Annotated in this window: 17 protein-coding genes; 5 read left to right on the top strand and 12 right to left on the bottom strand. The window is 61.1% G+C overall.

Annotation, left to right across the window (positions count from 1 at the left end; all coding sequences use genetic code 11):
* Positions 1 to 204 precede the first annotated feature (204 nt).
* The 4 genes from CFE428DRAFT_RS21925 to CFE428DRAFT_RS21945 all read right to left on the bottom strand — a co-directional run bounded on the left by CFE428DRAFT_RS21925 (position 205) and on the right by CFE428DRAFT_RS21945 (position 3,201).
* Positions 205 to 486, bottom strand: coding sequence for a hypothetical protein (locus tag CFE428DRAFT_RS21925; protein WP_006978743.1), 282 nt, complete (start codon positions 484 to 486; stop codon positions 205 to 207).
* Positions 487 to 584: 98 nt separating this feature from the next.
* Positions 585 to 1,508: a GNAT family N-acetyltransferase gene (locus tag CFE428DRAFT_RS36715; protein WP_006981845.1), complete on the bottom strand. Its 924-nt coding sequence runs from the start codon at positions 1,506 to 1,508 to the stop codon at positions 585 to 587.
* Between the two features lie 41 nt (positions 1,509 to 1,549).
* Positions 1,550 to 2,665 (bottom strand): alanine racemase, encoded by a 1,116-nt coding sequence (alr, locus tag CFE428DRAFT_RS21940; RefSeq protein WP_049975715.1) that lies wholly within the window; start codon positions 2,663 to 2,665, stop codon positions 1,550 to 1,552.
* Positions 2,662 to 3,201 (bottom strand): SRPBCC family protein, encoded by a 540-nt coding sequence (locus tag CFE428DRAFT_RS21945; RefSeq protein ID WP_006981847.1) that lies wholly within the window; start codon positions 3,199 to 3,201, stop codon positions 2,662 to 2,664. Before CFE428DRAFT_RS21945 ends, alr begins: the two co-directional genes overlap by 4 nt.
* A 421-nt stretch (positions 3,202 to 3,622) precedes the next feature.
* Between CFE428DRAFT_RS21945 and CFE428DRAFT_RS21950 the strand changes: the two genes are divergently transcribed.
* Complete coding sequence (locus CFE428DRAFT_RS21950) at positions 3,623 to 4,540, top strand: hypothetical protein (protein ID WP_006981848.1); 918 nt, start codon at positions 3,623 to 3,625, stop codon at positions 4,538 to 4,540.
* A 276-nt stretch (positions 4,541 to 4,816) separates the two neighbouring features.
* On the opposite strand, the gene CFE428DRAFT_RS21955 is transcribed toward CFE428DRAFT_RS21950, so the two are convergent.
* Complete coding sequence (locus tag CFE428DRAFT_RS21955; protein WP_006981849.1) at positions 4,817 to 5,563, bottom strand: N-acetylmuramoyl-L-alanine amidase family protein; 747 nt, start codon at positions 5,561 to 5,563, stop codon at positions 4,817 to 4,819.
* An 82-nt stretch (positions 5,564 to 5,645) separates the two neighbouring features.
* Here CFE428DRAFT_RS21955 and CFE428DRAFT_RS39065 point away from each other — a divergent pair, with 82 nt between their 5' ends.
* From CFE428DRAFT_RS39065 to CFE428DRAFT_RS21970, 3 genes are all read left to right on the top strand, one after another.
* The gene (locus CFE428DRAFT_RS39065) at positions 5,646 to 6,875 is read left to right on the top strand and encodes a thioredoxin domain-containing protein (RefSeq protein ID WP_202797481.1); all 1,230 of its coding nucleotides are present in this window, start codon (positions 5,646 to 5,648) and stop codon (positions 6,873 to 6,875) included.
* The gene (locus CFE428DRAFT_RS39070; RefSeq protein ID WP_006981851.1) at positions 6,847 to 7,785 is read left to right on the top strand and encodes a thioredoxin domain-containing protein; all 939 of its coding nucleotides are present in this window, start codon (positions 6,847 to 6,849) and stop codon (positions 7,783 to 7,785) included. The genes CFE428DRAFT_RS39065 and CFE428DRAFT_RS39070 overlap by 29 nt, the downstream gene beginning before the upstream one ends.
* Positions 7,786 to 7,893: 108 nt before the next feature.
* Entirely contained in the window at positions 7,894 to 8,208 is a 315-nt protein-coding gene (locus CFE428DRAFT_RS21970; RefSeq protein ID WP_006981852.1) for a hypothetical protein, read from the top strand.
* 428 nt (positions 8,209 to 8,636) lie between these two features.
* On the opposite strand, the gene CFE428DRAFT_RS21975 is transcribed toward CFE428DRAFT_RS21970, so the two are convergent.
* The 6 genes from CFE428DRAFT_RS21975 to CFE428DRAFT_RS22000 all read right to left on the bottom strand — a co-directional run bounded on the left by CFE428DRAFT_RS21975 (position 8,637) and on the right by CFE428DRAFT_RS22000 (position 15,939).
* On the bottom strand, positions 8,637 to 10,046 hold the full coding sequence (locus CFE428DRAFT_RS21975; RefSeq protein ID WP_006981853.1) for a multiheme c-type cytochrome: 1,410 nt from the start codon (positions 10,044 to 10,046) through the stop codon (positions 8,637 to 8,639).
* Positions 10,047 to 10,796, bottom strand: coding sequence for a DUF4159 domain-containing protein (locus CFE428DRAFT_RS34215; protein ID WP_006981854.1), 750 nt, complete (start codon positions 10,794 to 10,796; stop codon positions 10,047 to 10,049).
* On the bottom strand, positions 10,793 to 13,735 hold the full coding sequence (locus CFE428DRAFT_RS21985; RefSeq protein WP_006981855.1) for a coiled-coil domain-containing protein: 2,943 nt from the start codon (positions 13,733 to 13,735) through the stop codon (positions 10,793 to 10,795). The genes CFE428DRAFT_RS34215 and CFE428DRAFT_RS21985 overlap by 4 nt, the downstream gene beginning before the upstream one ends.
* A 173-nt stretch (positions 13,736 to 13,908) precedes the next feature.
* On the bottom strand, positions 13,909 to 14,991 hold the full coding sequence (locus tag CFE428DRAFT_RS21990; RefSeq protein WP_006981856.1) for a 6-phosphofructokinase: 1,083 nt from the start codon (positions 14,989 to 14,991) through the stop codon (positions 13,909 to 13,911).
* Positions 14,992 to 14,995: 4 nt separating this feature from the next.
* A complete protein-coding gene (locus CFE428DRAFT_RS21995; RefSeq protein WP_337442752.1) occupies positions 14,996 to 15,586 on the bottom strand; it encodes a D-alanyl-D-alanine carboxypeptidase family protein in 591 nt (196 codons plus the stop codon).
* Positions 15,587 to 15,639: 53 nt separating this feature from the next.
* A complete protein-coding gene (locus CFE428DRAFT_RS22000) occupies positions 15,640 to 15,939 on the bottom strand; it encodes a D-alanyl-D-alanine carboxypeptidase family protein (RefSeq protein ID WP_006981858.1) in 300 nt (99 codons plus the stop codon).
* A gap of 123 nt (positions 15,940 to 16,062) precedes the next feature.
* On the opposite strand from CFE428DRAFT_RS22000, the gene CFE428DRAFT_RS22005 reads away from it, so the two are divergent.
* Positions 16,063 to 16,722, top strand: a complete 660-nt coding sequence (locus CFE428DRAFT_RS22005) for a hypothetical protein (RefSeq protein ID WP_131989777.1) — start codon at positions 16,063 to 16,065, stop codon at positions 16,720 to 16,722.
* A gap of 1 nt (position 16,723) precedes the next feature.
* Here CFE428DRAFT_RS22005 and ppk1 read toward each other — a convergent pair whose 3' ends face one another.
* Positions 16,724 to 18,856 carry a polyphosphate kinase 1 gene (gene ppk1 / locus CFE428DRAFT_RS22010; protein ID WP_006981860.1) on the bottom strand — a complete coding sequence of 711 codons (2,133 nt, stop codon included), beginning with the start codon at positions 18,854 to 18,856 and terminating at the stop codon, positions 16,724 to 16,726.
* Positions 18,857 to 18,947 lie beyond the last annotated feature (91 nt).

Below are 18,947 nucleotides of genomic sequence, written 5' to 3' on the forward strand. Positions count from 1 at the left end.
CGAACCCGTAATGTTCCTTGAGGCGCTGGCCGCATTGCCGAAAGGAATGCTCCGCGCCAAAATCGCTCAAGACCCGCTGTAAACGTCGGGACTTGCCACGGGCCGTGATGGCCGTCCGGCCCAAAAAGGGTCGCAGATAGCTCTGCCCTGGAGCCTGCCAAATCCGCTCCTGCAGGCAGACCGCTCCAAAGCTGCACCACCAACTCAGGGTCTTTTTTTTCGCACTCTCGCCCTTGGCGTCTTTTGCCGAAGATCCTCCGCCGCTTGCTCTTCGGCGCTCTGCGCCCAAGCCTGCATCGCCTTGTTCCCCAAGCGCCGCACTTCGGCGACCAACCACTCCTCAATCTGGTCCGCCGTGCCGCTCGGGGATTCCGTCAGGTCCAGAATCGCTTCAAATCGCTCCAGCAATTCAGGGTGACTGCGCAGTTTCTCCAACAATTGTTTCTCCCGCTGGGGATCGGACGACTGGCCATGAGTTGTTTGCATGGACGATCACATTTAAGCACCTGCACGCAAAAGTACACATCATTGTCAGGATGCCCAACCAGCTGGCACCACTTTCAATCACACCCGGTCATCTCCGGTCATTCCTCGAGTTGCTGCGGCTGTATTTCGAAGGAGAGGGCGTAGTCGGTATAACCGATCGAACGCCAGAAGTGGATGGCCCGCTTGTTGGCGATGAGGGCGGCGACGGTCAGTCGCTTGTTTTTCGGCCACAGTTGAGAGCGCAGAATCTCCACGGCGCGTCGGCCGATACCGCGGCCTCGATGGCAGGGAACGACAAAGAGCTGGCGAAGGTAGACCTCCTGCGCCTCTTCGCGATAGAGCACGTAAGCCACGATCTGGTCGCCCTCTTCGAAAATGACCGCGCGATATTCATGGGCGATCCAACTACGCATTCGCTCCTCGAGTTCCGGCAGGGTCATGCGGTTGCGATGCCCCTCGTCGCGGATCAACTGGTGATTCAGTTCCGCGAGGCTCGGACAGTCGTCTACCGTCGCGATTCGATGGTTCAATGACACTGCTGGCGAATCCTCCGATGCGGAGTCCGTGAGGCTTTTCGTGAGAAAGAGCTTTCGATGTCCGCGCGAATCCCAGTCGGGAATTTCCCCAGAAATGCGATAGCCGCGATTCGTATAAAAGCGTGGCGCCTGATATTCCATCGTATCCACATGGGAATGCCGGCAGCCGCGGGTGATGGCCTGCCGCTCCGCCTCGGCGAGGAGCGCGGTGCCGACGCCTCGCGAACGGCTATCGGGCCGCACCGCCATGATGGCGATGCGAAGCCACGCCAATCGCGTCTCCGCAAAGAGTCCGCCGACTACCCCCTTGTAATCTCTCGCTAGCAGGATCAACGACTGTGCGGCATTTTCCGTGCGTTGCAGATCCTCCATGAAGTCTCGATTGGCGATCCAATTGTGGTCGCGCAGCCATTGCCGCACGAGGCTGCATCCGGCGGCAGAAGTGTCTCCGACCGCGGTAATTTTCAACGTCGGCGTGAGATTCATGGCCTGGCGACAAAACCGGTTTTCTTGCGTAGCGCGGTGAATTAGCCGTGATACGCCCGCTCCACGCGGCGGCCCACGCCGGTGAAAATCTCCCACGGGATGGTTCCGGATTTTTGCGCGAGTTCGGCGGCGGAGATTTCCTCGCCGCCCTGGCTGCCGATGAGGACGGCTTCGTCGCCGGCGGTTACTTGCGGCAGGGCAGAGACGTCGGCGAGGATTTGATCCATCGTCACGCGACCCAGCACCGGGCAGCGCTGGCCGCCGATGAGGACATCCGCGCTACGATTGGAAAGGTGGCGTTGGTAGCCATCCGCATAGCCCACGCCGAGAGTGGCGATGCGCATCGGGCGCGGGGTGATGAAGGTGCGGCCGTAGCTAATGCCGTGGCCGGCTGGCATCTCGCGGACGAGGGTGACGCGTGTCTTCCACGTCATCACTGCGCGCAGCTTGGGCTGAAATTCCGGGACTGGTGAGCTGCCATAGATCATGAGCCCAGCGCGCACCATGTCGCCTGCCTGTGTAGGATAGGAGATGATGCCCGCACTATTCTCGACATGCACGACGGGTTGGGAAATGCCGAGCGAGCGCAATTGGCCGACGACTTGGTGAAATTGGGCGAGTTGTTCGCGGGTGAAAGCATCATCTTCATCCGCCACGGGGAGGTGCGAAGCGAGGCCGGTGACTGTCAGACCGCGTAGGGAGAGAATCTCGCGAGCCGTGGCTACCGCATCATCTTGCAGGATGCCGACGCGGCCCATGCCGGTGTCGATGAGCAAATGCACGGGGAGCGGCTTCGCCCCCGTGAGCGCTGCATAAGCGCGGGCTTCTTCCACGGTGGAAATCGCCGGGATGAAGCATCCGGTCACGACGGGCAGCCGCTCATCGGGAAGCGCCGGGCCGAGAATGAAAATCGGCGCATCCGGGACGTGACTGCGCAATTCCTCCGCCTCGCCGACCGTGGCGACGCCAAACATTTCCGCATGTCCCACGAGTGCTTTCGCGACCGGGCCGAGGCCGTGGCCGTAAGCGTTTGCCTTCACCACGGCCATGACTTTTCCGCCGGGTGCGAGTTGTCCCCGCGCCGCGGCTACGTTGTGCCGCAATGCTCCGAGGTCGATCTCCGCCCAGCAACGGCGCGCTGTCCATTCGAGACTCACGCGGCGACTTCCTGGGGTTTGTCCGACGATTCGACCAGCGTTTTGAGATTTTCGAGCCCGGCGGCGTAGTCGCGGCGCATCATCCAGCGCATCAGCAGATCGAAATACCGCCGGTAAGGATTCTGCGCGAGATCCCACGCGCACTTCCACACCAGCCGCGTGCAGGCGCCGTCGGGTTGCAACTCGATGCGGCCAACGAGTTGATAGGCGCCATCGCCGATTTCCAATTCATAGTCGATCCGTTCGTCGCTCTCACTTTTCGTGATACGCAACAGACCGCTCATGCGGCTATTGGCCCAGCACTGCACCGCACCTTCACCGGCCGTAACGTCACCATACTCGTAGTCGATCTCCTCGCGCTGGCCCCACACCGTCCATAGGGGCCAATTCCGGAGATCATTGAGAAAAGGGAAGATGGAGGAAGGCCTGGCGAGGATCGTGATCCGCTGCTCGACCCGCGGCCGGCGGCGCAGAAAAAATGGAAACACGAGAAAAAACGTGGCGAGGACGAACAGGCGGGAGCGAAAGGATTTCACGAGCGCACAGGGTGTGGATGGTTGATTTACGTGTGGAAGGCGGAGCTGTCGAACGAAATGCCGAATGCGGAATGCGGAATGTGGAATGCGGAATGTGGAATGCGGAATGCGGAATGTGGAATGTGGAATGTGGAATGTGGAATGTGGAATGTGGAATGCGGAATGCGGAATGCGGAATGCGGAATGCGGAAAGAGCCAAGAGCCAAGAGCCAAGAGCCAAGAGCCAGTGGCGCCATCCAACATCCATTCCCATCGAGATAGTGCGAACGCCACCGCGCTTGCGCCATTGGATGTTGGGTGTTGGGTGTTCTGCCTTTCATTCGTCATTCGCCATTCGTCATTCCACATTCCCCTCCGCCCTTCCCGCTCGACAGATTTTGCCCGAGACGGCAAAGTCCCCGGCTTACCTTTGTTCCGAACCATGCCAAAACCTTTCTCCATCCTGTCCACGGTCGTTGCCATGAGCGCCTGCGTTGCGCTGGTCTCCGCCGAGGAAGCGTCGCCCACGGTGTCTACGCCGACCACCGCAGGTGAGAAGAAAGCGGAATCCGCCACCAAGTCCATCGATGTGCAAAGCGGGCCCAAGCTGGCGGCGGCTTCCACCAGTTCCACGCCTGCTCCTGGGGCCGCGGTCAGTTCGGAAACCGACGCAGCGTCGACGCCCAAGCCGAAGCGTGGGTTCTGGGGCTGGCTGAAACCACACAAGAAAAAGGAGACGCCGACTCCGACACCTTCCGCCGAAACGAAGACCACGCCGACGCCGACGCCGGCCCATCACACGACGCACAAACCTTCGGGCACGTCGGAGCCCGAGGCGGAGCATGCCGCAAGCGGCAAGGCTACGCCCACGCCGAAACCGACTCCGAAAGCGGAAAAGCCGGGCTCGACGCCCAAGCCGGAGAGGGTTGAGAAATCTGAAAAGCCATCGACGCCCAAACCGGAGAAAACGGAAAAGTCGGAGAAGGAGAAGCCGGAAAAGACTTCCGGAACGACGTCAGGAGAGACCGCTCCCGCGGCGACGCCGTCTGGCCGCAAGGGCCGTAAGTCTTCCACGCCCGCGCCGAGTGCGAGCAACCAGTCTTCCCAACCGGGAGCCGATGTGGATCCCGAGACGAAGGAAAGAAACCATTTCGAAGCCGCCAAGACGAAGGCCGAGGCCGACGAGCGCATCAAGGCGCTCAAGGCGAAAGCCGACGAAGCGACCACCGAGGCGGATTCCAAGACCACCCTGCGCGCTTACAACAAGGCGCTTTTCGAGAAGATCAAGAAGATCGATCCCAGCGTGAGCGAGTGGTCCGATCGGATGGAAGCCGCGATCATAAAGCGGCTCAACGAGTAGTCGACAAACATCGGAGGGACGCGCTCCCTCACTTCGGCGTTTACGAACTGCTTGTGCAAGGCATTCGCGACAGCGTTTTGGAGTGCGGCGCTGCTGCGCCGCTTTTCGATAAGTGCAGGGCGATTCCCGCATCTCGCCGTGCCCTCAACAGTTCGTGTTGCTCGCGCAACGCAATGCCTGCATCGCTCTGCGCTTTCCCAAAGCGGCGCGGCAGCGCCGCACCAAAACGCAAGCGTCGATGGCTTGCTTTTCTTAAGAATGGGGAGCGCGCTCCGATCACCGGTCCGCCGCGGCCGCGACGGTCGCTGGCGATGACGACGGCTGCGCGGGCTGCAATGGCCCGCGTTCCGAGATGATCGCGTTGGCAATCGCATTGGCCAGGGCTTCGCGATAGGTCGCCGTGGCGCAGCGCGCGGCTTCCTTGGGATTGCTGAAGAAGCCGCCTTCGATGAGGACGGCGGGGTATTCGTTGTTGCGCAGCACCCGGTAGTTCGCGGTCTTGACCCCGCGCGAGGCCACGCCCGGGAGGGACGTGACCGTGCTCTCGATGCGATCGGCCAGCTCTTGGGCGAAGGGGGAGTGATAGTATGTTTCGACGCCGTGGGCCTTGCGATTCGGGCCTTCGTTGAAATGCACGCTTACGAAGATGGCGTTTTCCTGGCTGTTGGAGATGTGCGTCCGCCCGTCGAGCGGGACAAAGTAGTCTCCGTTGCGCGTCAACACGGTATTGAAGCCCGCGGCGCGCAGCTTTGGGGCGATGCGCAACGCTGTATCCAGCGCCGCGGCTTTTTCCGTTCCGCCCCAACGCGAGCGCGTGCCGTTATCCTGTCCGCCATGGCCGGCATCGACGACCACGGTGCGATAGGTGTGGCTCGTGTTCTTCACCGTTGCCGACGGCGTTTCGCAACCCGCGAGCACGAAGAGCGTGGCGAGGGGTAGGGCGAGCCAGAGCGGACGCAGGGCGTGTGGTGCCCGCTTGCTTTCCGCGGAAGCGTTGTCGAAGCTGCGTGTGATGCTGCTCATGAAAAAACTCCAGAGGTGGACTGTCATGGCTTTTCTCAACGCAGCAGCGATCTTCTGTCAAGCCGCTGAACCCAATTCTCCCGTGACTCCTTCCGAATTTACCAACCGTCTCGCGCACGAAAAATCGCCGTATCTGCTGCAGCATCAGCACAATCCCGTGGACTGGTATCCGTGGGGCGAGGAGGCCTTTGAAAAGGCGCGCCGTGAGCACAAGCCGATCTTTCTCTCCATCGGCTATTCCACGTGCCACTGGTGTCACGTGATGGCCCACGAGAGTTTCGAGAATCCCGCGACCGCGAAGCTCATGAATGAGAATTTCGTGAACATCAAAGTGGATCGCGAAGAGCGGCCCGATGTGGATCGCGTTTACATGACCTATGTGCAGGCCACGACGGGCAGCGGGGGCTGGCCGATGAGTGTCTTCCTCACCCCGGACCTCAAGCCTTTCTACGGCGGTACTTATTTCCCGCCGGAGGATCGTTACGGCCGGCCCGGGTTTCCGACCATTCTCCAGCGTCTCGCTGAGGCGTGGAAGGATGATCACGAAAAAGTCCTCGGCGCGGCGAACGATGCAATTCGCGCGCTCAACGATTACACCGCCAGCGGCCCGGCGCAGAGCACCGCCGTGGGCAAGGAAGCAATCGCGTTGGCGCTCAATCAGCTTACGCGTTCCTTCGATGATGAACTCGGCGGCTTCGGCGGCGCGCCGAAATTTCCCCGGCCGGTGACGCTGAATTTTCTTTTCCACGTCTTCGCGCGGGAAGGTCACGAGAGCCGCGATGGCAAGGCGGCCCTCGGCATGGCGTTGATCACCTTGCAAAAGATGGCCGACGGCGGCATGCACGATCATCTCGGCGGCGGCTTCCATCGCTACTCGGTGGACAAGTTCTGGCACGTGCCGCACTTCGAGAAAATGCTCTACGATCAGGCGCAGCTCGCCAGCTCGTATCTCGATGCGTTTCAAGTCACGCACGATACGGTGTACGAACGGACGGCGCGGGATATCTTCGATTACGTCCGCCGCGACATGACAGATGCCGGCGGTGGTTTCTATTCCGCGGAAGATGCCGACAGCTTGCTCGAGAAAGGCAAACCCGAGCATTCCGAAGGCGCGTTCTACGTCTGGACGAAGGACGAAATCGTCCACGTGCTGGGGGAGGATGCGGCGGCGGTGTTCGATCGCGTCTATGGCGTCGATGCCGAGGGCAACGCCCCGGAGGGCAGCGATCCGCAGGGAGAATTCCGCGGCAAAAATATCCTCATCCAACGGCTGGCCATCGCCGATGCCGCGAAAGTTCTTCCGCAAAAGTGAAAACGATTTCAACGCTTCGCTCGCCGACTCGCGGAAGAAGTTGCTCGCCGTGCGCGACCAACGTCCGCGTCCGCATCTCGATGACAAGATCATCACTTCATGGAATGGGCTGATGATCTCGGCCTTCGCCCGCGGCGCGCAGGTTCTCGATTCGCCGGAGTATCTCGCTTCCGCGCAAAAGGCCGCGCACTTCATTCGCGAAAATCTATGGAAGAACGGGCAACTCCTGCGCAGCTACCGTCAGGGTGCGAGCGACGTGAGCGGCTTTTGCGATGACTACGCGGCATTGATCCAGGGGTTGTTGGATCTTTACGAGGCGGACTTCGACATTGCGTGGCTGCAGTGGGCCGTTGAGTTGCAGGCGAAGCAGGACAGTCTCTTCCTCGATGTCGAGCACGGCGGTTACTTCAGCGTGACCAAGGATGCGCCGAATATTCTGCTGCGCATGAAAGAGGATTACGATGGCGCCGAGCCATCGCCGAACTCAGTGGCGGCGGGTAACCTCCTGCGCCTCGCGCAAATCACCGGGCAAAAGGAATACGCCGCTCGGGCAAGCGCCACGCTCGCGGCCTTTGCCGATCAGCTTTCCCGCGCCCCCACCGCGCTGCCGCAGATGCTCGTGGCGCTCGACGCGTCGCTCGCCAAGCCGCGGCAGATCGTCATCGCCGGCCCGGCTTCGTCCGAGGCCACCCACGCGCTCTTGCGCGAAGTGCATGCCCATTTCATTCCGAATAAAATCGTGCTCCTCGCCGATGGTGCCGCCAGCCAGCGATGGCTCTCCGACCGCCTCGAGTTCCTCAAGACCGTCGGCCCGCTGGATGGCAAGCCCGCCGCCTATGTCTGCCAGGATTTCGTCTGCCAGTTACCGACGGGCGACGTAGCCAAATTGCGCGAGTTGCTGAGCAAGTAGCGCGACGTCCTGGCGGCGCTTGTCGGAGGGATGCGCTCCTGCGCGCTCCCCATTTGTGCCGGCCGACGACTTGCATACATCTGTAATACAGACGTATCTTCAAAGCCTATGAACAAGACGTCCCTCCTCGCTATTGTTTCTGCCCTGACCCTCAGCGCCGCCGCCTTCGCCGCGGACGCCAATACTTATCAAGTGACCGGCCCGATCCTCGAGCTCACGGACACGAAGATCGTGGTGCAAAAAGGCAAGGATAAGTGGGAACTCGCGCGTAACGCCGACACCAAGGTAACCGGCGAACTGAAGGTCGGCGCCAAGGTCATCATCCAGTACAGCATGACCGCGCAAACCGTCGAAGTGAAGGAAGACAAGAAAGCCGCCAAGGCTGCGGACAAAGCAACTCCCGCCGCCAAGCCGGCGAAGTAAGTCTGACCCAGTGATTTGAAAACCTCCGCCGGATGTGTCCGGCGGAGGTTTTGCTTTTAGGGGATGCGGCGATTTTCGGATTTGGCTTCCGAATGAGAGCTGGAGGGAAGCGCTCCGTCGCTTCCTTGTTAACGCGTTTCCCCGGCACGGACGGATCCTAAGCATTACCCACATCTTTGCTCGGTGTTTGGACGTCGATACATAGCGACTTGGGAGCGGCGACTTTCCAGTCGCCGACCGGAACAAACGCACGGAGCGCCATCTTTGGGGCGTCGCTCCGCGACGCAGGGCGACTGGAAAGTCGCCCCTCTCAGTGAGCCGCAGCCGAATTCACCGCTGTCCCCTGGACCGACAAAAAGATGTGGGTAATGCTCAGGACGGATCGGCGCCCCCCAGTTCCAATTCGAGAGCGCGTTTTGACAGCGGCTCTACTCCGGCGACGGAGGTTTGGCGCTCTTCACGGCGGCGGGTTCTTTGCCATGCGCGATCTCCGGCCAGAAACTGGCGTAGTCAAAAGGCCGGCTGAATTCGCCGTGATGACATTTCTGGCAATCGCCGGCGCCAACCGGGCGAAAGTGCACGTCAACCGCGCCGCCGGCGCTACGCAATTTCACATGCTCTCCGCCGGGTCCGTGGCAACTTTCGCAGCCAACATCGATGAAAGGGCTCTTCGCACCGGCTTCGCGCCGATATCCGGTCGCCGTACCAAAGCCCACGGTGTGACAGGAAATGCAGTTCGGATCAGCGTCCGCCTGGCGGTTGACCAGCGAGGCAAACGCCTGAGCATGGCCGCTCTTGAGCCAAATCTTCGCGGCGTTGGGATGACACTGCGTACAGCTTTGCGTGCCGGCATAGCTGTTATGCGGTTGCACGCCGGGCACCATGTCTTCCCGTAACGTGGCTGGGTCATCGATCGCCAGCTTGGTGCGACGTATTTCTTCGCGATAGGCAGTCGCCAGCGCGGCGATGTTTGGATCCTGTGCGACCTGGTCACTCACGAGTTGCACTTCTCCTTTCAGCGGGCCCAGCAGGTGCGGTGCGCGCCAGGCGACTTGCAGCATGCCGACGGCGCGCGCTTCGTTCGTCGTGGCGAGAATGAGACTGCGGTTTTCCTTCAGGAGTTCCTGCGAAGGTTGGCGGACCTTGCCGCCGAGGATCACGTCGAGTTCATAGAATTGTCGCGCTAGATTGGTCAGCGCGGCTTCATCCGCGAAGGCGAGGAGGATGATGAAATCGGCGCGCCCCTTGAGTTGTGGAAGCAGGCGGCCGAGCGCGACATCCATGTCTTCGATGGCGAGCCCTTCGCCCAATGTGTCGCCGAGGCCGCGGCCATCGAGCACGCCGACGAGCGCGACGCGCCAGCCGTTGCGCTCGATGATCCGGTGCGTGTCGAAGAGCGGTGCACCGGTGGATCGGTCGATGAGATTGGCGCTGAGCATCGGGACCGGAGAGTGCGCCTTGAGTTCGCGCAATTGCGTGGCGCTCAAGCGCGCTTCGCGTTCGCCTACATTGAGGGCGTCGTAGCCGAGCTTTCCGAATGCCTGCTGAATGTAACTGTAAAGTATGCGCTCGTAGTCTGCGGTGCCGGAGAGGGCGTTGCCGGCATCGACCCGGATCTGGTCGGGCGAAGCCGGTCCGAAGAGCGTGGCGATGCGGGTGACTCCGCCCAGTTGTCCGGAGAAACAACCGCAGGGAACGAGTCGTCCATCCACGTCACAAGTGAGCAGGAGGGTCAGCGGCTGGCCCGGCGCCTTCGGGTGCGCGGGCTTCAAAGTCAGCCACGCTCCCGCGGCCAGAGCCACGAGCAGAGTGAACGAAAGCCACCACGCGCGCCGCATCTAGTAGAGCAGGGCGTAGGTGAAGACGTTGACGTTCACGAGCACGGCTTCAGCGATCATGTTGCCGCCGCAACAGCAGCAGCCCCGCGCGTTCGAGACGTCGTTCAGGCCATCCTTCGAATAGACCATTACGAGGCGGCCATTGACTTCCATGCCCTCGATGAAAGCCGACCCGCCGTGTTTGTCGGTGAGCCGCGGAATTTGATTCACGATGGAAAAGACGGGGTGCGACATCGGAAGCTTCACGAGCTTGGACTCGGGAAAGATGAGTTTCAGCTCGCGGCGCAGCGCGGTGTCCCAGCGGGGATCGGAGCACCCCGGGCTGCTCAAAATGAAGCCGCCGTTGAGCAGATACTTGCGCAGATTCTCGCGCTCCTTCTTGGTCAGCGTGAAATCATCCTCTCCGGACCAGACACAGAACGGGAAGTCGAAGACATTGTCTGCGCCGAGACGCACCGGGACGAAAGTTTTGCCCACGTCCAGATTGGTCTGCGTGGCGACATCGCTGAGGAATTTGTCCGCGAAACAAATGGAACTCTTGTCCCCGGCGTAGACGAGATTGCCGCATTGCAGCTTCGTCAGATCGGCCTTCGGAGCGTCCGCTGATTTCACGACGGCTGCTTCCATTTCTTTCTGTTTTTGCTCATCGGAAACGCCTGCGCCCACACCAAATGCAGAGATGGAAATGAGGCTCGAGATGCCGACGGTGAACGCGACGGTGCGAAGGAGTTTCAATGCGAATTGTTTCATGGCCTGGCCTTCGGTTTCGTTTCTTTCTTCGGGTCCTTGGTGAGGGCTTTGAAGTATTCCTCCACGAGGCCGCGATATTGCTGGATGATCGTCTCGCTCTGCACGGCCTCCGATTCGCGATTGACGGAGTTCAAGTCGTGCACCACGTCGCTCTTGTCGAGCGTGACCGATTGCCCGGCGTTCTGGGGCATCCGGCCTTTGGTATCGCCATTTTTCTGCACCTTGGCGGCGTTGCCCGGCAGCGCTTCGTTGCCGAGGACATGGGGATTCTGCCCGCTGATGATTGCGAACCCATTGCGCCCACTATAGCCCTGTCCCATGCTGCCGGTGAGGCCGCTGCCGAATTTGTGGCACTGCATCATCTGGCGGAAGTTCATCCCCGGTTTCATGCCATGCTGGAAGCCGAGATACTGGTCGAGTTCGTTGCTCATCGGTCCGTCCTGGGCCTGACATTGGGAGAAGAGCCTGGCCATCTCGGAACGCAAATTTTCCGCCAGCGCGGCGGCGCCGCCGCCATTGCCATTGACCATCTCGCGACTGGTTTGGTTGGCGAGCATCTGCAGCTTGAGATCGCCCATCTTGTCCGCAATTGATTGGGCGCTTTCCGCAGCCTTGGGGAATTTCTCCTTAGTGGCCTTGCCGTCTTCCCATAGCTTCTGCTCGAGCGCATCGAGATCGTCGCCGATGGCTTTCTGCTGTGCGGCGAGGTTCTTGAGCGCGAGCTGGTCCTCGCGGCTCAAGGGCGCCGGCCGATTGTAAGCCTGTGCTTGCCTGGCGAGTTCCTGCTGCGCGGCGTAGAGGTCTTCGTAGCGGTTCAGGTCCTTGATGATCTCCTGCATGAGGCTCATGTCCTCGAGCGGTTGGATGACTTCGTCGGCGACCTGCTGTTCCGTGGCACCAAGTCGCTGCAATTGATCGTCGGAGGCGCGTTTGAAATCGTCCAGCATCGCCTGGCTCGGCGCCTGTGGCGCGTTCGCTCCGGGCTGGGCGATCTTCTTGAGATCTTCCGCGTTCGTCTGTGTGGAATCGCGAATCTGCTGCGCCTTTTCGGCGAGCGTGTCTTTCAAGTCCGATTCGATGTCGTAAAGCGGCTGGTCGCGCACAAGATGCTCCATCGTCTTGGCCAGTTGGTTGAGCTGGGCGTTCAGCGCATTTTGTTTGGCCAGCAAGTCATTGAGCTTTTTCTGCACTGCGGCTTTTTCGGCATCGGACTTGGCCGCATCGAGTTGCTGTTTGAGCGCGGCTGTCTCGTCACTGAGTTTTTTCTGCTGCTCGACGAGATCGCGCATGTCGTTCAGCAGCTTCGTGTATTTGGCCTCGATATCGCTGATGTCCGTCTGCTGGCGCAGGAAGTCGTTGTATTCCTGAGTGCTGATCACGGTCAGCGTGACGGTCTTGCTGCGGGCGAGATGCGGTTGCGGCGCGTTGTCAATCGCCTCGGCGAAGAGCGAAACGGTGTCGCCGGATTGCAGGTTCAGCGATTGGAAATCAAGCGGCACCACCTCGTGCGCATGCAGGGTGATGTGGTCGTAACTGATGATCTTCGGTTCGCCGAAAACGCCATTATGAGCGGTGTGAATGCGCAGGGTTTTGAGCCCGTAGTCGTCGCTGGCTTCGATTGCCGGCTCGGCCTGGTAGTCCATGGCCACGAAGGCGTCGCTGCCTGGATTGGCGACTTGCACATCGGGTGGCAGATCGTGCGTCACGGTAAGCGTCGCTTCCAACGTATCTTGCGAGGAGTAGCCATCGCGGTCGACGAAGGAGAATTTCAACTGCGCCGGTTTCTTCGCCTCGAGCTGACCGACGACCTGGTTTTGTTCGCCTCGGGTCATGGTCACCGACTCATTACCGCTGTCCGTCGAAACGGAAATGCGTCCACTGGCCAGCGGACGATTCGAGGCGAGGCGAAAGGCGATGGTGCTTCCCTCCAGCGCTTTTACCGTCTTGAAATCGAAGAGCTTTTCGGTGGCCGCGAGCCCGGTGTAAGCCGGCGGTGTGATTTTCACCCACGCCTTCTCCAGCCGCGGGGTGAGGACGACACTCACCCGGCGCTGTTTGCTGATGGCGTGCTGATTCTTCGTGTGCACGAAAACCACCAGGTCGCTTTGGACATTCTCCACTTGCTGGGCGAACCCGTGCTCGCCGCGGTCGAACATCGGCAACGTCGACGTCTGTTCCGGGTGCCCGGCCGGGAACCAGCTCAGATACAGCTCCGCCGGCCGATGACCGGACGACCTGGCGGTGACGACGAGGTTTTCGTGATAGACGACCTGGGCGCCATCGTAACCGGGATCGGTGATCTCCAATCGCGTGAACGAATAGGGCGGATGATCGCCGAACGGATCGAGAAAGCGTGGAAGCTCCGTGCGCGTGATGTCGAAAGAAATCGCGAGCAAGACAACGAAGCCGAAGAATCCGAAGAGGGCGTATTTGGCCTCGGATTCCACGCGCGCGGTTCGGGCCAGTTGCTCGATGGGTTCGTTGCGCAGTTCCTCGGCGTAGCTGCCGATGGCCAGGCCGGCGAGTTCGCGGGTCAGCGGTGCCAGCGTCGGATCCTGCGTCTGCGAGCGGAGCTGGAGAAGATTGATGAGCTTGGAGCCGAGGCGCGGATGCCGGGCCTCGAGCGTGCGCGCGATGTGCTCGAAGGAATTGTGTTTGCCCCAAGCCAGCCATCCGCACCATGCCGCGTCGAGGAGGGCGAGGAAGGCGAAGGCGAGATCGATGCCGAATCGCGCGCTGCCGGAAAGATGGAGCACGACATCGGCAATGATGGCAGCGACCACGGCGCCGAGCGCCCACGGCCAACTGCGAAAGAAAAGGATCGCCCCGCGCTCTTTTTGCAAAATGCGATCCGCCGCATTCAGCCGTGCCGCCAGCAGGCCGAGCGGATCGAGCCCTGTTTGGGGGCGGGGCGAGGAAACGGGTGCGGCCGCGCTCATGTCGAACAGGATAAGCCCTGCCGGCGCCCGGGCAAGCCGCGTGTGAAGCGGCGATTAACCGAGTGTTCCTAAAAGGCGGTAAAGAAGTGCCCGCGAATCACGCAAATGACACGAATAGAAGGACTCCCATTCGTGTCATCCGCGTGATTCGCGGGCAGTTGGTTCGCAGCTTCTTAGTCGCCGAAGCTAATCCCGACGTCGCGGCAGGTCTTCACCATCTGGCTGTCGGGTTGGACCACCTTGATCCGATGCACCGCATCGGCAATCGGCACACTCAGTACCTGGTAATTCTGGTAGCTGACCATCTCGCCAAATTTGCCTTCGGCGATCAATTCCACGGCTTTGACGCCGAAGCGCGTGCCGAGAATGCGATCGAGAGTAGTCGGCGCGCCACCACGCTGCAGATGGCCGAGCACACAGGTCCGCGTCTCTTTGCCCGTCCGCTGGCTGATTTCGTGGGCGACGATTTCGCCGACGCCACCGAGCTTGACTTCACCCGATGTCACGGTGCGCGCGTGCAGGTGACCATCTCTCTCGATGGCCCCCTCGGCGACCACGACCAGCGTGCTCAGACACGAGTTGGCATCCCGTTTCCGGACGGCTTCCGCCACTTTCTCGTGATCGAACGGGATCTCTGGAATGAGAATGATATCCGCGCCGCCGGCGAGGCCGCCGTAAAGCGCGATCCAGCCGGCGTGACGGCCCATGACTTCGATGACCATGGCGCGCTTGTGGCTGGAGGCGGTGGTGTGCAGACGATCGAGCGCATCGGCCACGCAGGCGACGGCGCTGTCGAAGCCGAAAGTCATCGAGGTGGCCTCGAGATCGTTATCGATCGTCTTCGGCACGCCGATCATCGGTATACCCGCTTCCCACATTTGCTGCGCGGTGGTCAGCGACCCGTCGCCGCCGATGGCGATGACCGCATCGATCTGTAGCCGCCGCAGTGTTTCCCGTGCCTGCTCGATGATCTCCTGCGGGATGACCGCCTTGGTGCCTTCGCCCACCTTTGCGACGAAATGCCCGCGATTGGTCGTGCCGATGATCGTCCCGCCGAGTTGCATGATCCCCGCCGTGCGGGCCGTCGTGAGCGGAATGAAATCACCGGGGGGGAGCAACCCCTCGAAACCGTCGATGAAGCCGAAGACTTTCCAGTTTCGATTGGCCGCGGCGCGAACGACTCCGCGCAGGACGGCATTGAGCCCGGGACAATCGCCCCCGCTGGTTAATACACCGATGCGTTTGGGCATTTCCATAGGCTTAGCGAGGCGCCTTCCATTTAGCCGGGCGACCGGCGGCGGCCCAGGCGTCGTAAAGTTGCCACCCGCGCGCCAGCAAAGCCTGTGCGTTGGCGAAGCGATTGGTGGCGCCGAGCACCACCACATTCAGGCGGCGAGGTGTGATGACGTGGGTCTCGCCTTCCTGCCGGCTCTCCGGCGTCCTGGCGGCCGAGATGATGACGCACTGGCCGGCGCGAGCCGTGGTGCCGGTCTTCACGCCATCGATGGAATTGATGCCGAGCAACTCGTTGGTGTTGCGCAGGAGATAGGCGCTCTGGCCACCGGTGCTGAAGCTGAAGATGGTGATCTTGCGCTCGCGCTGCGACACATAGAAGCGGAAGGCGGAGTTCGCCATGGCGTAGGCGGTGAGCTTGGCAAGATCATCAGCCGTGGAATAGGGGACCGAGCGCTCGAGGTTGTCGAGGCCGTGAGGGTTGAGGAACTTGGTATTCCGCATGCCCTTGGTTCGAGCGAGGGCGTTCATCTGCGCGACAAAGTTTTTCCACCGCGCCTGCCGCCGCCGCCGATGGCTTGTCCCCACGTGGTCTCCCCAGGGGTGAGGGCGGCCCACATTGTCGGACCTGCATGAGCGCGGCGTAGAACAGGTCGCGCAGGGTCACGCGGTCACCCGGTTGGAGATTGGTGCCCTGGCTGGAGGCGATCTGGGCGGCGTCTCCCCGGGACGGTGGCGACTTGGTCCAGGTTGGAATTACTGGCCGCACTCCAGTCGAGCACCACCATGGCGGTGGCGACTTTGGTCAGGCTGCCGATGGGCAGCTTCTTGTCACCGCGATACTGATCGAGCACGAAACCGGTGGTGCTGTCCGTGACGGCATAGGCGGCGGCCTCTTCCGCCCGGCCAGGAACGGCGACTGCGAGCAACGTGAACAGAAGCGCAACGAGCGCGAATTTTGAAGGTACCATGAGTGCGGAGGCATACTAGCGGGCAGCCTCCGCTTGGCAAGAGGGAGGTCCGGGACGGAAAAGAGAAAATCTGCGCGAGCCATCCGTTGTTTTACGGGGTTTCTCTCTCAACTCCTTCTTCCCATGAACCACAAAATCATCCTTCCTCGCTGTCATCTCGCTGGCCTAATGACCCTCTGCCTGGCCTCAGTCTCCGCCCTCCGCGCCGAAGCGCCCGCCACGCCGGCGCCGCCGAAACTTTCCGGGCCGCCCAAGGTGCAGGTGCTCGTGCGGGAGAATAGTGTGGCCACGGCCGTCGGTGGATCGAGCGCGGCCACCCCAGCCCCAGGTGGCGCCAAGGGTGGTGGAAAAGGACAAACGCCCAACCCGGCGCAAGCGGCCGCGACTGCCCTGGACGCGGAGAAGTTCACGCGAACGACGAAGAAGACGCTCACCGTGACGCTCGTGGATGTCACCGGGGCGAATATGGACGTCAACGTGAAGACGACATTCCTGGGGAGGGACGAAGCCGGCAAACACGAAGTGGTCGAGGAAAAGACCGTCGAAAACAAGGTGACGCTCCAACCGAGGAAAGCGCAGGATTTTACCACGGAGGAAGTGAGCTTCACCCACACCACCGCTCACCACGCGGCGATCAAGAAAGGGAGTGGTGGAGCGGGGGCGGGTGGAAGAAATGCGGTTTCGTCCATGATTCCCGCTTCGGGGCACGCCTACTACGGCTACCGGGTGGAGGTATTCCAGGGGCAGGACCTGGTGGGCATGGCGTCCAGCGAGATGCACTGACCTACCGCGGCCCCTGGGCGATTTCGATTTTGTGGTATTTCTTTTTCGTCGCGCGCGTGGAACGGCGGGATTTCGCTTCTCCTGCGGCCATGGCCATGAATTCCGCCTGGCTGTTCCGCTGAGAGGCTTCTTTTTTCACCGTGGGGCGTGAATAGGAACCATCACTGCCCAAAATGCTCGCCTTGGTGTTATCCGCGAGCTGCGTGGCGAGAATGGTATTCACGACGCGATCACGCAGGGCGGGTTCCTCGATGGGGAAGACGATCTCGATGCGGCGGAAGAAGTTGCGTTGCATCCAATCGGCGCTGCCGAGAAAAAGTTTCGGCGTGCCACCATTCTCGAAATAGAAGACGCGCGAATGCTCGAGGAAACGGCCAATGATGCTGCGGACGGTGATGTTTTCGCTCAGTCCGGCAACGCCCGGTTTCAGGCAGCAGATGCCACGGATGATCAGGTCGATTTTCACCCCGGCGCTCGATGCCTCGTAGAGAGCCTCGATGACCTCGGTATCCACCAGCGAGTTCATCTTGGCGATGATCCGCGACGGCTTTTTCGCCTGGGCGTTTTCCGTCTCCTTTCTGATCAGTGCCATGACGGTGTCATGGGTGGTGAAAGGCGAGATGATGAACTTCTTCGCACCTTGGAAATGGGAGATGCCGGTGAGCAGGTTGAAGAAATTGGTCGCGTCTTCACCGAAGTCGGGCTGGGCGGTGAAGAAAGAGAGATCGGTGTAAAGCTTGGCGGTGCTGGGATTGTAGTTGCCGGTGCCGAGATGCACGTAGCGGCGCAATCCGTCTTCGTCACGGCGGACGACGAGCGCGATCTTGCTGTGCACCTTGTGGTGGACGATGCCATAGACGACGTGCACGCCGGCTTCCTCGAGGCGTCGCGCCCAGAGGATGTTATTGGCTTCGTCGAAGCGGGCCTTCAGTTCCGTGACGGCGGTGACTTGCTTGCCGTTCTTCACTGCGTCCATGAGCGCGCCGACGATTCGCGGGTCGCCACCGGTACGATAGAGCGTCTGCTTGATGGCGAGGACGTTGGGGTCTTGTGCCGCTTGCTCGAGGAAATCAACGACGCTGCCAAAGCTTTCGTAGGGATGATGGACGAGCACATCCCGCTGGCGGACGACCGAGAAGATGTCCTGGGCGCTGCGGAAGGCGGGCGCGGTCGGGGCGAAGAACGGCTTGTCGCGCAACTCCGGGGAGTGGTCGCCGGCGTAGATGACCATCAGCCGCGTGGGATTGAGCGGCCCGTCGATGAGATAGAGGTCTTCCTCAGTGAGTTCGAGGGTCTCGAGGAGATACTGATAGATCTCCGCCGGGCAAGTCGCGTCCACTTCGAGGCGTACCGCGGCGCCGCGCCGGCGATTATGCAATTCATTCTCCACCGCCTTGAGGAGGTTGCCGATATCTTCCTCGTCGATGTAGAGTTCGCTGTTGCGCGTGACGCGGAAGTGCCAGAAGCCGAGGATTTTCGTCCCCGGGAAAAGATCCGCCAGATAGTGCCCGACGAGGTGGCCGAGATAGATGAAATCCAAGCGCTCGTCTTCGCGCGGCAAGCGCACCAGGCGGGGCAGCACGCGCGGCACCTGCACTACGGCCAGGCGTCGCTCGATCTCGCCTTCGCGCTCGATCTCGACCTGCACCACGATGTTCAGGGACTTATTGAGGAGCTGCGGGAAAGGGTGCGAAGGATCGATTCCCAGCGGGGTCAGTACCGGCCGCACATTGGCGCGGTAGTATTGCTCCACCCAGGTGCGGTCGGCATCGCTCAGGTGTTCGTAGTCCAGGATGTGAATGCCGTTTTTCGCCAGCGCCGGCAGTAACTCCTCCCGCCAGCAGGCGTACTGCTGATCGATCATTCCCCGGACCTTCTTATGAATGGCCCGCAACGTTTCGGTGGCCGTTTTCCCATCGAAGCTTCGCTCCACGATATCGCTTTCCACCTGTTGCTTAAGACCGGCTACGCGCACCTCAAAGAATTCATCCAGGTTGGATGAGGTGATGGTGAAAAATTTCACCCGCTCCAGGAGCGGATTGGCTGGATTGAGCGCTTCTTCCAGGACGCGTTGATTAAAAGCCAGCCAGCTCAGCTCGCGGCTGAGGAAGTGCGAGGTCGCGAAAGTCTTCATCGGGGCGCCGAGGCTAGCCAGCCAGTCCCCGCACGGAAAGTAACAATCTTGTAACGGGCGGCCTCAATAGTGATCGAACTGCCGCCCCGGC

Origin of the sequence: Chthoniobacter flavus Ellin428 (assembly GCF_000173075.1) — a bacterium.
GTDB classification, from domain to species: Bacteria; Verrucomicrobiota; Verrucomicrobiia; order Chthoniobacterales; family Chthoniobacteraceae; genus Chthoniobacter; species Chthoniobacter flavus.